The 13,493-nt window shown below is 64.5% G+C and carries 12 protein-coding genes; 3 read left to right on the top strand and 9 right to left on the bottom strand.

The window, feature by feature from the left end; all coding sequences use genetic code 11:
• Window positions 1-97: 97 nt before the first annotated feature.
• The 7 genes from C7G41_RS05295 to cyoA are packed head-to-tail and all read right to left on the bottom strand — an operon-like array spanning window position 98 to window position 7,002.
• Window positions 98-631 (bottom strand): response regulator transcription factor, encoded by a 534-nt coding sequence (locus tag C7G41_RS05295; protein WP_007599266.1) that lies wholly within the window; start codon window positions 629-631, stop codon window positions 98-100.
• On the bottom strand, window positions 621-2,000 hold the full coding sequence (locus C7G41_RS05300) for an ATP-binding protein (protein ID WP_199198195.1): 1,380 nt from the start codon (window positions 1,998-2,000) through the stop codon (window positions 621-623). Before C7G41_RS05300 ends, C7G41_RS05295 begins: the two co-directional genes overlap by 11 nt.
• A complete protein-coding gene (locus C7G41_RS05305; RefSeq protein WP_106941590.1) occupies window positions 1,972-2,829 on the bottom strand; it encodes an SURF1 family protein in 858 nt (285 codons plus the stop codon). The genes C7G41_RS05300 and C7G41_RS05305 overlap by 29 nt, the downstream gene beginning before the upstream one ends.
• The gene (gene cyoD / locus C7G41_RS05310) at window positions 2,826-3,206 is read right to left on the bottom strand and encodes a cytochrome o ubiquinol oxidase subunit IV (protein ID WP_106941591.1); all 381 of its coding nucleotides are present in this window, start codon (window positions 3,204-3,206) and stop codon (window positions 2,826-2,828) included. The genes C7G41_RS05305 and cyoD overlap by 4 nt, the downstream gene beginning before the upstream one ends.
• Window positions 3,203-3,832, bottom strand: a complete 630-nt coding sequence (gene cyoC, locus C7G41_RS05315) for a cytochrome o ubiquinol oxidase subunit III (RefSeq protein WP_106941592.1) — start codon at window positions 3,830-3,832, stop codon at window positions 3,203-3,205. The genes cyoD and cyoC overlap by 4 nt, the downstream gene beginning before the upstream one ends.
• The gene (gene cyoB, locus C7G41_RS05320) at window positions 3,833-5,830 is read right to left on the bottom strand and encodes a cytochrome o ubiquinol oxidase subunit I (RefSeq protein ID WP_106941593.1); all 1,998 of its coding nucleotides are present in this window, start codon (window positions 5,828-5,830) and stop codon (window positions 3,833-3,835) included. It lies immediately after the preceding gene.
• 11 nt (window positions 5,831-5,841) lie between these two features.
• Window positions 5,842-7,002 carry a ubiquinol oxidase subunit II gene (cyoA, locus tag C7G41_RS05325; RefSeq protein WP_106941594.1) on the bottom strand — a complete coding sequence of 387 codons (1,161 nt, stop codon included), beginning with the start codon at window positions 7,000-7,002 and terminating at the stop codon, window positions 5,842-5,844.
• 182 nt (window positions 7,003-7,184) lie between these two features.
• On the opposite strand from cyoA, the gene C7G41_RS05330 reads away from it, so the two are divergent.
• Complete coding sequence (locus tag C7G41_RS05330) at window positions 7,185-8,510, top strand: MFS transporter (protein ID WP_106941595.1); 1,326 nt, start codon at window positions 7,185-7,187, stop codon at window positions 8,508-8,510.
• 210 nt (window positions 8,511-8,720) lie between these two features.
• On the opposite strand, the gene C7G41_RS05335 is transcribed toward C7G41_RS05330, so the two are convergent.
• Window positions 8,721-10,112: a M48 family metalloprotease gene (locus C7G41_RS05335; RefSeq protein ID WP_245446475.1), complete on the bottom strand. Its 1,392-nt coding sequence runs from the start codon at window positions 10,110-10,112 to the stop codon at window positions 8,721-8,723.
• A 134-nt stretch (window positions 10,113-10,246) separates the two neighbouring features.
• On the bottom strand, window positions 10,247-11,017 hold the full coding sequence (locus C7G41_RS05340; RefSeq protein ID WP_245446456.1) for a thermonuclease family protein: 771 nt from the start codon (window positions 11,015-11,017) through the stop codon (window positions 10,247-10,249).
• A 343-nt stretch (window positions 11,018-11,360) separates the two neighbouring features.
• Between C7G41_RS05340 and C7G41_RS05345 the strand changes: the two genes are divergently transcribed.
• On the top strand, window positions 11,361-12,566 hold the full coding sequence (locus C7G41_RS05345) for an ABC transporter substrate-binding protein (RefSeq protein ID WP_018452962.1): 1,206 nt from the start codon (window positions 11,361-11,363) through the stop codon (window positions 12,564-12,566).
• Window positions 12,567-12,700: 134 nt separating this feature from the next.
• On the top strand, window positions 12,701-13,492 hold the full coding sequence (locus C7G41_RS05350) for an enoyl-CoA hydratase (protein WP_085351625.1): 792 nt from the start codon (window positions 12,701-12,703) through the stop codon (window positions 13,490-13,492).
• The last annotated feature ends 1 nt before the right edge of the window (window position 13,493 follow it).

The following is a 13,493-nucleotide window of genomic DNA, read 5'->3' on the forward strand; positions in this document are numbered from 1 at the left end:
GTCCGTAGGGTGGGTCAGCCGAACGCGTAACCCACCATGCTGCCGCAAAGAAGTGGTGGGTTACGCTTCGCTAACCCAACCTGCAAAGTTGACCAACCTACTTCACCGGCCGCTTCTCGAGCTTCCGCGCCAGCGTCCGACGGTGCATCCCGAGCCGTCTTGCGGCTTCCGAGATGTTGAAGTCGGTCTCGATCAGCGTCTGGTGGATGCGTTCCCATTCCAGCGTTTTGATCGATGTCGGCCGGGCGTCGAGCGCGACCTCGGCATTGCCTGCGGCCTTGTTGAAGGCGGCCTCGATGTCGTCGGTGTTCGAGGGCTTTGCCAGATAGTGGCATGCGCCGAGCTTGATGGCTTCGACCGCGGTGGAGATGCTGGCAAAGCCCGTCAGCACCACGATCAGCATCTCCGGATCGTGCGTATGCAAAAGCTCGACGCAGGCCAGCCCCGAGGCGCCGCCGAGCTTGAGGTCGACGACGGCATAGCCGAACGATCGCTCCTCCAGGACTTTCCGCACGTCCTCGATCGAGGCGGCGAGCACGACCTCGTAGTCGCGGCGTTCGAACGAACGCTTCAGGGTGCGGGCGAAGCCGGCATCGTCCTCGACGACGATGAGCGAACGGTCAGGTGTCAAAGCTGCCTCCGATCGCGAGCGTTGCGAGCGGCAGCGTGAGGCGGACCGTAGCGCCGCGCTTCCTGTGGTTCGCGGCGGTCACACTGCCGCCGAGCTTGCGCACCACGTTCACGACGAGGAACAGGCCGAGCCCACCGCCGGCGCGCCCCTTGCTCGACTGATAGGGCTTTCCGAGCTGTGCCAGCATCTCCGGCGCAAAGCCGGGGCCGCGATCGCTGATCGACAGCACGAGGTTGTCGCCCTCGCGCTCGGCAACGAGCTCGACCCAGTCGCGCGAGACCTCGTAGGCGTTGTCGAGCACGTTGAAGATCACCTGCTTCAGCGCGACGTCCGAGACGATCGCGACGTCCTCGCCGAAGGTGTTGACGAAATACAGCGTGCGCGCCGAGCGCGCGTCGCGCCACTCTTCCACCAGCGCGGTGACGAAAGCCGCCACCGTCGTCGGCGACGATCCCTCGCCGCGGGCTTCACCCGCCGACACCAGGATGCCTGTCACGATCGACTTGCAGCGTTGCAGCGAGGTCTCCATCTCCGCGAGATCCTCGGCCAGTTCCTGATCGGCGGCGAGGTCGGGCATGCGGCGCCAATCGCCGAGGATGACCGAGAGCGAGGCGAGCGGCGTGCCGAGCTCGTGAGCCGCGCCGGAGGCGAGCAGGCCCATGCGCACGATATGATCCTGCTCGGCGGCATGCTGGCGCAGCGCCGCCAGATGCGCGTCGCGCTCGCGCAAATTCCTGTTGATGCGGGTGACGAACACCACCAGCAGCACGGCATTGAGCACGAAGCCCAGCAGCATGCCGGCAACCGTGAGCGTATAGGTCTCGCTCAGCGGGTTCGGCGGCAGATCGAGCGGCCGGTAGGCGACGGTCAGCCAGACGAAGCTCGCGCAGGTCAGCGCGACCAGCGACCAGGTCGAGCGGCCATCGAGCAGCACCGCGCCCAGCGTCACCTGGAGCAGGAACAGCGAGGTGAAGGGATTGGTGGCGCCGCCGCTGAGGTAAAGCTGCGCGGTCAGCGCGGCGACGTCCAGCATGAGGGCGACCAGCAGCTCGTTGTTGGTGATCGCGGCGCGATGGCGCACCCAGACCAGGCTGGAGATGTTGAGAAATATCAGTGCGCCGATCACCGCGCCCATGCGGGTAAGGGGCAGGGGAATGCCGAGCCAGACATGCACGCCGCCGATGGTCACGATCTGGCCTACCACTGCGGTCCAGCGCAGCTGGATCAGCAGCGCCATGTTCTTGCGGTTGGTCTCGTCGTCGGTCGGCGCAGCGCCGATCAGCTCGCTGCGCGCGTCCGCCTGCGATTGCAGTGTGACGGCGTCATGCGTCCTTCCGTCGTCAGGTGGGCTCGACGATCGTTCCAGCATCTGATCCCGTCCTGCGGGCGACGGCATCGGAGCCGCTGGCCGCTTCGTGGACGAAGCCGCTCCAGGGCTCCTTGCGGCGGAACAGCCCGCCGCCGAATGTGACGATAAGTCTGCCGGCCAGCATGAACGCCAGGGCAAACCACGTCAGCGCGTAGATCAGGTGGTTATTGGGAAAGCTGATCACGGTCAATCCGCCGATTGGGCCGCCGCCGGATTGTGATCGAGCGTCGGCATCGATGAAAAAGGGCGCGACGTGGTCGAGGCCGCGTGCCGTCGCAATCGCGGCGACATCCCGCGAGTACCAGCGATTGAGCTGAGGCACGTTGGTCCTGAGGAATCCGCCTTTTGGCTCCGTCACGCGCAACAGGCCGGTGATCCCGACCTCGCCTTGCGGATTGCCGTCCCGGCGCGTCGACGCGTCGCGCCGGTCGGACGGCACGAAGCCGCGGTTGACCAGGACCAGCGTGCCGTCGCTACGCTGAAGCGGCGTCAGCACCCAATAGCCCGGACCTTCTTCGGTGACGGCCTGAACCAGCGTCTCGCGGTCATGCAGGAAATGGCCGGTGACGCTGACGTGCCTGTATTCGTCGTTTGCGGCGGAGACGGTCGGCCATGTCGCCGGCGAGGGGATCGGCTGCGCCGGGGCGTGAACGCGCTGCTCGACGCGATCGATCAGCGCCAGCTTCCAGGCCCGGCGCTCGATCTGCCAGACGCCGAGCGCGATCAGAAGTGCGATGGCCGTGAGCGAGAGGACCGTGAGCCACGAGGACGGGCGCGCAGCGTCGCCACGCGTCCCGTTTGCCTTCGTCACGTTCCGGATCTCGGTCACTTCATCCCGGTCATCTGGTGGATCGGCATCATGTTGCTGTTGAGGTGGTTCATCACCCACAGCGAACCCGACAGGGCGATCACCACCATGACGATGGTGAAGATCAGCGCCATCATGCTCCAGCCGTTCTCGGACGTCGTGTTCATATGCAGGAAGTAGATCATGTGCACGACGATTTGCACGACCGCAAAGGCCATGATGACCAGCGCGGTGATCTGCTTGCTCGGTAGCGCGCCGCTCATCACCAGCCAGAACGGGATCGCGGTGAGCACGACCGAGAGCACGAAGCCGAGCATGTAAGTCGAGAACGAGCCGTGGGCGCGGCTGTCGCCGTGGTGATGATCGTCCGCGTGGGCGGCGTGAGTATCGGTGTTCATCGCAGAACTCCCAGGAGATAGACGAAGGTGAAGACGCCGATCCAGACCACGTCCAGGAAGTGCCAGAACATCGACAGGCACATCAGGCGGCGGCGGTTGGCCTCGATCAGGCCGAATTTCCAGACCTGCACCATCAGGGTCACCAGCCAGATCAGACCGCAGCTGACGTGCAGGCCGTGGGTGCCGACCAGGGTGAAGAAGGCGGACAGGAAGGCGCTGCGCTGCGGCGTCGCACCCTCATGGATCATGTGAGCGAACTCGGACAGCTCGATGCCGATGAAGGCGGCGCCGAACAGGCCGGTGATCGCCAGCCACATCTGGGTCTGGGCGGTCTTGTTCTGCTGCATCGTCAGCATGGCGAAGCCGTAGGTGATAGATGACAGTAGCAGCATCGAGGTGTTGACCGCGACCAGCGGCAGTTCGAACAGATCCTTCGGCGCCGGCCCGGCGGCGTAGTTGCCGCCGAGCACGCCGAAGGTGGCGAACAGGATCGCGAAGATGAGACAGTCGCTCATCAGATAGATCCAGAAGCCGAGAGAGGTGCTGTAGCCTTCCGGATGCGGGTGTTCGTCGGCGAGGTAGAACACCGGTTCGCCGGCTTGCGTGGGATTGACAGCGACAGTCATTTACTTGGCTCCGGCGAGCAGTTTGGTGCGCGCGTCTTCGGCCCGGATGACGTCGTCGGCCGGAATGTCGAAATCGCGGTGATAGTTGAAGGTGTGACCGATGCCGACGGCGAGCATCGCGATGAAGCTCGCGGCCGCAAGCCACCAGATGTACCAGATCAGGCCGAATCCCATCGCGGTGGCGAAGCCGGCGAGGATGATGCCGGTGCCGGTGCTGCTGGGCATGTGGATCGGCTTGAACCCGGTGAGCGGGCGTTGATAACCGCGCTTCTTCATGTCCCACCACGCGTCATTGTCGTGAACGACCGGGGTGAAAGCGAAGTTGTAGGCCGGCGGCGGCGAGGAGGTCGCCCATTCCAGCGTGCGCGCATCCCAGGGATCGCCGGTGACGTCCTTGAGCTGCTCGCGCCTGAGGAAGCTGACGGCGAACTGCATCAGCATCGAGAGGATGCCGAGGAAGACCAGGAAGGCGCCAATGCCGGCGACGATGAACCAGATCTGCAGGCTCGGGTCGTCGAACACACGGAGCCGGCGGGTCACGCCCATCAGGCCGAGCACATAGAGCGGCATGAAAGCGAGGTAGAAGCCCGTGACCCAGAACCAGAACGACAGCTTGCCCCAGAACGGGTCGAGCTTGAAGCCGAACGCCTTCGGGAACCAGTAGCCGATACCGGCGAACGCGCCGAACACCACGCCGCCGATGATCACGTTGTGGAAGTGCGCGATCAGGAACAGGCTGTTGTGCAGGACGAAGTCGGCCGGGGGCACCGCGAGCAGCACGCCGGTCATGCCGCCGAGCACGAAGGTCAGCATGAACGCGATCGTCCACATCATCGGCAGCTCGAAGCGGATGCGGCCGCGATACATCGTGAACAGCCAGTTGAACATCTTCGCGCCCGTCGGGATCGAGATGATCATCGTGGTGATGCCGAAGAACGAGTTGACGCTGGCGCCCGACCCCATCGTGAAGAAATGGTGCAGCCAGACCAGGTAGGACAGGATGGTGATGACCACCGTGGCGTAGACCATCGAGGTGTAGCCGAACAGCCGCTTGCCCGAGAAGGTCGAGGTCACTTCCGAGAAGATGCCGAAGGCGGGGAGAACCAGGATGTAGACCTCGGGATGACCCCAGATCCAGATCAGGTTCACGTACATCATCGGGCTGCCGCCGAAATCGTTGGTGAAGAAGTTTGTGCCGACGTAGCGGTCGAGCGAAAGCAGCGCGAGCACGACGGTCAGAACCGGGAAGGAAGCGACGATCAGCACGTTGGTGCAGAGCGCGGTCCAGGTGAACACCGGCATCCGCATCATGGTCATGCCGGGGCACCGCAGCTTGACGATGGTGCAGATCAGGTTGATGCCGGACAGTGTCGTTCCGACGCCCGCGACCTGTAGTCCCCATATGTAATAGTCGACGCCGACATCCGGACTGTAGCCGATGTTCGACAGCGGCGGATAAGCCAGCCAGCCGGTGCGGGCGAATTCGCCGATGAAGAGCGAGGCCATCACCAGCACCGCGCCGCCGACCGTCATCCAGAAGCTGAAATTGTTCAGGAACGGGAACGACACGTCGCGCGCACCGATCTGGAGCGGGACGACGAAGTTCATCAGGCCGGTGACCAGCGGCATCGCCACGAAGAAGATCATGATCACGCCGTGGGCGGTGAAGACCTGGTCGTAGTGATGCGAGTTGAGATAACCCTCCGAGCCGCCGAAGGCGAGCGCCTGCTGCAGCCGCATCATCAGCGCGTCGGCGAAACCGCGCAGCAGCATCACGATGCCGAGGATCATGTACATGATGCCGATGCGCTTGTGGTCGACGCTGGTGAACCACTCGCTCCAGAGATAACCCCAGAGACGGAAATAGGTCAGGCCGGCGAGCATGACGAGGCCGCCGGTCGCCACCACGGCAAAGGTGCCGACGACGATCGGCTCGTGCAGCGGCAGCGATTCGATGGTGAGCCGGCCGAAGATGAGCTTGAGAAGATCAGGAGACATGCGGGATCTCTTTACGAATCTGACTTCGGACGTTGTCCGAGGAAGAAGGACGAGGACTTCAGCGGCGTGAAAGTCGGCCGCTTCAGGCCGGCGCCGAGCAGCGGCGCGGTGTCGACAGGTGCCGTGATGGAGGCGGTGGTCCTGCCCTGCGGCGCATCGGGCGTGCAGGTGCCGGCGACGAAGGTCGGCTCCGGCCCAAGCGCCGTGCCGCGGCGGGCATACTTGTCGTAGGCCAGCGGCAGGGTGTTGTTCAGGCCCTCATGGCCGAGGCCGCCCTTGGCGTCGATCGCCATCATCTCGCTCTGGCACATCTTGCCGGTCTCGACGCACATGTTGAGGATCAGGCGGTAGAGATCGGAATCGACGGTGCCGTAGCGCCGCACCGGCTCGTTCTGGCTGGGTTTTTCGAGCTGGAGATATTCGGCGCGGCCGAGCGAGCCGCCGCCGGATTTGGCGCTGGCGATCCAGGCGTCGAAGCCCTTGTCGTCGAGGCCCTGGAAGTTGAAGTGCATCCCGGAGAAGCCGGCGCCGCTGTAGTTCGCCGAAAAGCCCCGGTAGGTGCCGGCGTGGTTCACGACGGCGTGGAGCTTGGTCTCCATGCCCGGCATCGCGTAGATCTGGCCTGCCAGCGCGGGGATGTAGAACGAGTTCATCACCGAGGAGGCGGTGATGCGGAAGTTGATGGGGCGATCGACCGGAGCTGCCAGATCGTTGACAGTGGCGATGCCGTAGTCCGGATAGATAAAGAGCCACTTCCAGTCGAGCGCGACGACGTCGACTTCGAGCGGAGCCTTGGACTGGTCCACGGCGCGGTCGGCATGGATGCGGCCGAGCGTGCGATAGGGGTCGAGCAGATGCGTGCCCATCCAGGTCAGCGCGCCCAGGCAAACGATGATCAAGAGCGGCGCCGACCAGATCACCAGCTCGAGGCTGGTCGAGTGGTCCCATTCCGGCTCGTAGCGGGCGTCGGTGTTGGACTGGCGGTAGCGCCAGGCGAACAGCACCGTCAGCGCCATCACGGGGACGACAATCAGGAGCATCAGGACGGTGGAGATGATGACGAGGTCGCGCTGTTGCGCAGCGATATCGCCGGCCGGCGCCAGCACGACGTAGTTGCAGCCGCTGAGCGCAACCGCCAGGGGTAGCAGCGCCAGGATCTTGAAACGGGACACGGGCCGAGCCTTATGAGAATGAGTTTCTTTTGCGGGGCCAAGGGGTAGCTGCGGCGCAACAATCCGGACATTGGACAATTTGTCCAATGTTGCAGTGCGGGATGTTGCGCCAGACAGGACTAGATTGCCTGGCGCCTCGCCGGGCGGTCGGCTTTGGTTTTCAGGACGTTAAGGGCGCGCGAATGGCGATGGCACAGACCCCCGCAATGGCAGACCACTCGGGCGAACACGGCCACGACCAGGCCAGTCCCGGCGAGATCGCTATCGGCGTCATCATCGGCCGCACCTCGGAATTCTTCGACTTCTTCGTTTTCGCGATCGCTTCGGTGATCGTCTTCCCGCGCCTGGTGTTCCCGTTCACGAGCGAGCTGACCGGCACCCTCTATTCCTTCATGATCTTCGCACTGGCCTTCATGGCCCGGCCGATCGGCACCGTCATTTTCATGACGGTCGACCGCGAGTACGGCAAGACGGCCAAGCTGATCTCGGCGCTGTTCCTGCTCGGCACCGCCACCGTCGCGATCGCGTTCCTGCCCGGCTATCACGAGATCGGCGTCGCGGCGATCTGGCTGCTGGCGCTGGCGCGCATCGCACAGGGTCTGGCCTGGGGCGGCGCCTGGGACGGCATGGCCTCGCTGCTGGCGCTGAACGCGCCGCCTTCGCAGCGCGGCTGGTACGCGATGGTGCCGCAGCTTGGCGCGCCGCTCGGTCTGATCGTGGCGAGCGGGCTGTTCGCCTATTTCGCCGGGAATCTTTCGGCCGACGATTTCTTCGACTGGGGCTGGCGCTATCCGTTCTTCGTCGCCTTCGCCATCAACGTCGTGGCGCTGTTCGCGCGCCTGCGTATGGTGACGACGGAAGAATATGCCTCGCTGTTCGAGACCCGCGAATTGCAGCCCTCGCGCATCTCCGAGACCGTGGCGCGCGAAGGCCAGAACATCATGCTCGGTGCGTTTGCGCCGCTGGCAAGCTTTGCGCTGTTCCACATGGTCACGGTGTTTCCGCTGTCCTGGGTGTTCCTGTTCACCCGCGAAAGCCCGGTGCGCTTCCTGATCATCGAGATCGTCGCCGCCGTGTTCGGCGTCGGCGCGATCGTGCTCTCCGGCGTCATCGCCGACCGCGTCGGCCGCAAGTCGCTGCTGATGGGATCGGCGATCGCGATCGCGATCTATAGCGGCTTTGCCCCGCAGCTGCTCGATGCCGGCGCGTTCGGCGAGACCATCTACATGGTGATCGGCTTCATCCTGCTCGGCCTGTCGTTCGGCCAGTCGTCGGGCGCGATCGCCTCGAACTTCAAGCAGGCCTACCGCTACACGGCCTCGGCGCTGACCTCCGACATGGCGTGGCTGTTCGGCGCCGGTTTCGCGCCGCTGGTGGCGCTTCTGCTTGCGACCAATCTCGGCGTCATCGCCTCGGGTGCGTACCTGCTGTCAGGCGCGTTCTGGACCCTGCTCGCGCTCTGGCTCAGCGGCCAGCGCGAGGCCGGCGATATGGACGCGGGCGGTTAGGGCTCACCCCAACGTCGTCCTGGCGAAAGCCAGGACCCATTACCCCGCCCGTTCATTGTGAAGCACGCTGGAGCTACCAGCGTGCCTGTTCCAGTATCCTGTGGTTATGGGTCCCGGATCTGCGCTTACGCTTGTCCGGGACGACGGCGGAATTTGTGGCTCCAGATCCCGAGCTAAGCGCGCCCGGGATGACGCGCGCTTAGCGCAGCCTCAATCCGCCACAACCTTCACACGATCGCGCACCTTCACCTGCGCGTTGCGATCGAGCCCATTGAGCACGCGGAAACGCTCGGCCGGGTGGTCGACGCCGGCCATGCGGTGGGAGAGCGATTCCACGGTGTCGCCGGGCTGCACGGTAATGACCTTGATGCGCAGCGGGCGCGCGGCCTGGATCTCGTCGAGCGTCAGGCGGCGGAATGAACCGACGGTCTCGCGCGCATTGCGCTCGCTCTCGGTCGACTTCTGCCGTGCCGCGAAGATGAAGCGGTAGACGTCGCTGCCGAAGCGCAGCGCATAGACCTTGAATTGCCACTGGTCGCCCTTGGCGGTGGCGGACGCAGCCGGAAAACCGTTGATGGTGATGTCCTCGATGGAGGCCTTCTCGACGCCCTCCATCCAGCCGGAATTCAGGTAATCGCCGAGCGACTGTTCGGCCGGCACCCGCACGACGTCGAAACGCATCGCCTGCGAGCCGCCGTCGCGCACGCCGATCACGGCCTGCGCGGTGTTGTCGAGCGTAAAATTGTCCGGCGCCTGGAAGGTGAAGCCGAGCTTCGGATGCAGGAAGCGCCTGCCGCGGACAAAACCTTCGCTGGGGTCTTCGCCGTAGACGAGATTGTCGATCGCGGCGAGATAGGTCTCGCGGTCGCGCTCGCCGCCCTCTGGCGCTGCGTATTGCCGCGCGATGGTCTGCGCGTTCTGCACGCGCTCGGGCGTTGCCGGATGCGACGAGGTGAAATCCTGCGCGCGCGGATCGAGCGAGGTCTTGCCGACCTTCAGCTCGGCATTGCGCTCCATCGCCGAGAGAAAGCGTGCGGCACCATAAGGGTCGAAATGGGCCTTGGCGGAGATGCCGACGCCGACGCCGTCGGCCTCGAACTCCTGATTGCGCGAAAAGCTCGCCATGGTCAGCTTGGTCTTGGCGAGCGCCAGCGCGGTGAGATCGGGGTCGTTGCTCATGTCGGTGACGACGCGGGTGACGATCGCGGCCTGGCGGGCCTGGTCCTCGCGCATCGCGGCGTGCTTGGACAGCACGTGCGCCATCTCGTGGCTGAGCACGGAGGACAATTCCGACGTATCGCTCGCCAGCGCAAGCAGGCCGCGCGTGACATAGAGCTGGCCGTTCGGCAGCGCGAAGGCGTTCACCGCGCCGGAATTGAGGATCGTGACCCGGTAACCCTGGTCGGGGCGGTCGGACGCCGCGACCAGCCGGTCGACGGTCTTGCTGACGAGCGATTCGAGCCTGGGGTCGTCATAGGTGCCGCCATAGCTCGCCAGGATGCGCTCGTGCTCCTTCTCGGTGGCGGGAGTCTGCGCGACGGCCGGCTTCGGCTTGGGCATCGCGACGGTCGGCGGGGCCGCCGCGGTCTGGAATCGGCCCATGTCGCCGCAACCGGCAAGGGCTGCACCCAGCACGAGGCATAGCGCAGCCGGCGCTGCCCGCAGGCGGCGGCGTTCACCTCGTCCGTGCCGTCCTAGCACCCCATTCACGTCGCTTAACCCGTGCCTGGCCCCTTTTAGGGCCTTACCCCTGTCGGCTCGTTTGCGCCCAGCAACTCGATTTGTCCCACGAGGCGTACATCGATACGCGGCCCCGTATTCCCCTCAGCCCAGCCCCGGACGCGAACATTTCTATTTTCCAAGGACTTAAGGGCGATCCCGGCGCTTTCGAACGCGGGTACCATGCGCTTTGAAATAGTCACGGCGAAGCCGCGTGTCCAGTTTCGTCCGAAGTTGAGGTAGGTCATTGCCCCAGCTTGCCGGACCGACAGGACTTTGCCCTCGACCACCACAAAACGCCCGATCCCCGCCAAAATATCGTCCGGACTTTCCGCGTTTTTTATGGCCGACGGGTCAGCCCAGTTGCCCTTTTTTTGGCGCCTCGCCTCGGCCTCCGACGCCATCAGCGCGGCCGCGCAGTCTTTATCGGCGATCTCGGCGGAGACGATGGCGTCGCCCTGGGCGAGGAGCGTGGCCTGTACCGAGGTGTCGCTCTCGCCGATGAACAGGATCGCGCCTTGCCGGCCATAGCGGTCGGGCGTGTCCTCCGCGCTCCGCGGAGTCACGTCGCGTCCGACGAGCAGCGAGGTCAGCGCCTGCTTTGTCGTCGATATCGCCTCGATCCCGGTGAGGCGGATTTCCCGGCCGTCATCGAGACGTACACTGCGGGCATCGACGATGACGGCGACGCGGCCTTCGCCTTGCGCCTCGAATTGGCACGGCGTGGCGAACGCAGTGCGACCCGCGACGAGAAGAAGTGCGACGATGATGTGAAGCAGTCGCGTCACGTGGCCCGGAGAGGTTGCATTGCGCTCTAGCTTTAACCCAAGCGTAGCCGGTCGCGAAGAGGCTTCTTCACACTCCCTCGTTGCGAGCGCAGCGAAGCAATCCAGACTGTCACCGCGGAGGAATTCTGGATTGCTTCGCTGCGCTCGCAACGACAGCGTGGAAACCTTTCGCCGCGCCCCACCATTCCGCTTTGCGGAAAACATACGCGGCAATCGTGCTCGCGTGTCGCCCCTTGCGCTTGCTGCGCTGTCGCGCATGCGGCATGATTGCGGCAACAGCGATTGCCAAGAGCAATAACCAAGCCGCCATCAGAGTACGGCGCGATAAGGGAGGTCTTTTTCCATGAAGCATGTTTTGTCGGGCATTTTTGCTGCTGCGCTGGCGCTGAGTGCAAGCGCCGTGCAGGCCCAGGACAAGCCGCCACTGAAGATCGGCGGCATCCTCGACATGTCGAGTCTGTATGCCGACATCACCGGCCCCGGCAGCGAGACCGCGGCCAAGATGGCCGTGGAGGACTTTGGCGGCGAGGTGCTCGGCCGCAAGATCCAGGTGCTGGCTGCCGACCATCAGAACAAGGCCGATCTCTCCGCCAACATCGCCCGCGACATGCTCGATAATCAGGGCGTCGAGATGATCTACGACGTCGCGGCCTCCGCGACCGCACTTGCCGCCGGCGAGATCGCGAAAGCGCGCAACAAGATCATCATGTTCAACGGCCCGGGCTCGATCCGCCTTACCAACGAGGCCTGCGGTCCCTATACCATTCACTACGTGTTCGACACCTACGGCCAGGCCAATGTGACCGGCCTTGCGGCCGTGAAGTCGGGCCTCGACACCTGGTACTTCCTCACCGCCGACTACGCCTTCGGCCAGGATCTGGAGAAAGACACCAGCGCCGTCGTGACCAAGACCGGCGGCAAGGTGCTCGGCAGCGTGCGCCATCCGCTCAACACGTCGGATTTTTCGTCGTTCCTGCTCCAGGCCCAAGCTTCGAAGGCAAAGGTGATCGGGCTTGCGAACGCCGGCGGCGACACCGTCAACGCCATCAAGCAGGCGGCCGAGTTCGGCATCACCAAGGGCGGCCAGAAGGTCTCGCCGCTGCTGGCCTTCGTGACCGACATCGACTCGATCGGGCTCGAGACCGCACAGGGCCTGTTGCTGGCGGAAGCCTTCTATTGGGATCTGAACGACGACACCCGCGCATTCTCGAAGCGCTTCCAGGAGCGCATGAAGCGGCCGCCGACTTCGGCGCAAGCCGGTGTCTATTCGTCCGTGACGCACTACCTGAAGGCGGTGAAGGCGGCCGGCACGACGGATGCCGCAACCGTCATGAAGGTGATGAAGGAGACGCCGATCAACGACTTCTTCGCCAAGAACGGCAAGATCCGAGAGGACGGCCGCATGCTGCACGACATGTACCTGTTCGAGGTCAAGAAGCCGTCGGAATCCAAGGGCCGCTGGGACGACTACAAGCTGCTCGCCACCGTGCCCGGCAGCGAGGCGTTCCAGTCGCTGGAACAGTCGCGCTGCCCGCTGGTGAAGAAATAAGCCTCGTCATTGCGAGGAGCGAAGCGACGAAGCAATCCAGGCTGTCTCTGCGGAAACATTTCTGGATTGCTTCGCTTCGCTCGCAATGACGAACGTCGATAGACCGAGCCAAGCAACAACAAGGGAGACGCCCCATGAGCAACGACATGGTCCTGCAGAAGCTCGAAGGCGGGCTGCTCACCATCACCATGAACCGTCCTGAGCGGAAGAACGCGCTCAACCCGGACATGGTCGCTGGGCTGGTCGTGGCGGCGCGGCGCGCTGCGGATGATCCGGAGGTGCGCGCGGTCTTGTTCAAGGGCGCGGGCGGTAGCTTCTGCGTCGGCGGCGACGTCAAGTCGATGGCCGAGGGCCGGGCACCGCTGCCGTTCGAAGTGAAGATGGCGAACCTGCGCCGTGGCATGGAGGTGTCGCGTATCCTGCACCAGATGCCAAAGCCCGTGGTGGCGCAGCTCGACGGCGCTGCGGCCGGCGCGGGTCTGTCGATGGCGCTGTCGTGCGACCTCCGTGTCGCCTCCGAATCCTGCAAGATCACGACCGCCTTCGCAAAAGTCGGCTTCTCCGGCGATTACGGCGGCACCTATTTCCTCACCCAGCTGCTGGGCAGCGCGCGGGCGCGCGAGCTCTATCTGACCTCGCCGGTGCTGACGGCTAAGGAAGCGCATGCAATCGGCATGGTGACGAAGGTCGTCCCCGACGCCGAGATCGACACCGCCGCGCACGAGCTCGCGCTGTCGCTGGCGCAGGGCCCCTCGATCGCGCTCGGCTTCATCAAGCGCAACATCAACAATGCCGAGCATCTGGCGCTGGAGGATTGCTTCGACGGCGAGGCGATCCACCACACCCGCTGCAGCGACACCGAGGATCACAAGGAGGCCGCCAAGGCGTTCGTCGAGAAGCGCAAGCCGACCTTCAAGGGCGCATGAC

The sequence above is a fragment of the Bradyrhizobium sp. MOS002 genome (assembly GCF_003020115.1).
In the GTDB taxonomy this organism is placed as follows: domain Bacteria; phylum Pseudomonadota; class Alphaproteobacteria; order Rhizobiales; family Xanthobacteraceae; genus Bradyrhizobium.

What these genes read in the sequence shown, in the direction of transcription:
- C7G41_RS05345 (WP_018452962.1), top strand. Translation starts at nt 11,361, where the DNA reads ATGAAGCATGTTTTGTCGGGCATTTTTGCTGCTGCGCTGGCGCTGAGT.
- cyoC (WP_106941592.1), bottom strand. Translation starts at nt 3,832, where the DNA reads ATGACTGTCGCTGTCAATCCCACGCAAGCCGGCGAACCGGTGTTCTAC.
- C7G41_RS05335 (WP_245446475.1), bottom strand. Translation starts at nt 10,112, where the DNA reads ATGGGCCGATTCCAGACCGCGGCGGCCCCGCCGACCGTCGCGATGCCC.
- C7G41_RS05300 (WP_199198195.1), bottom strand. Translation starts at nt 2,000, where the DNA reads ATGCTGGAACGATCGTCGAGCCCACCTGACGACGGAAGGACGCATGAC.
- cyoB (WP_106941593.1), bottom strand. Translation starts at nt 5,830, where the DNA reads ATGTCTCCTGATCTTCTCAAGCTCATCTTCGGCCGGCTCACCATCGAA.
- cyoD (WP_106941591.1), bottom strand. Translation starts at nt 3,206, where the DNA reads ATGAACACCGATACTCACGCCGCCCACGCGGACGATCATCACCACGGC.
- C7G41_RS05350 (WP_085351625.1), top strand. Translation starts at nt 12,701, where the DNA reads ATGAGCAACGACATGGTCCTGCAGAAGCTCGAAGGCGGGCTGCTCACC.
- C7G41_RS05330 (WP_106941595.1), top strand. Translation starts at nt 7,185, where the DNA reads ATGGCGATGGCACAGACCCCCGCAATGGCAGACCACTCGGGCGAACAC.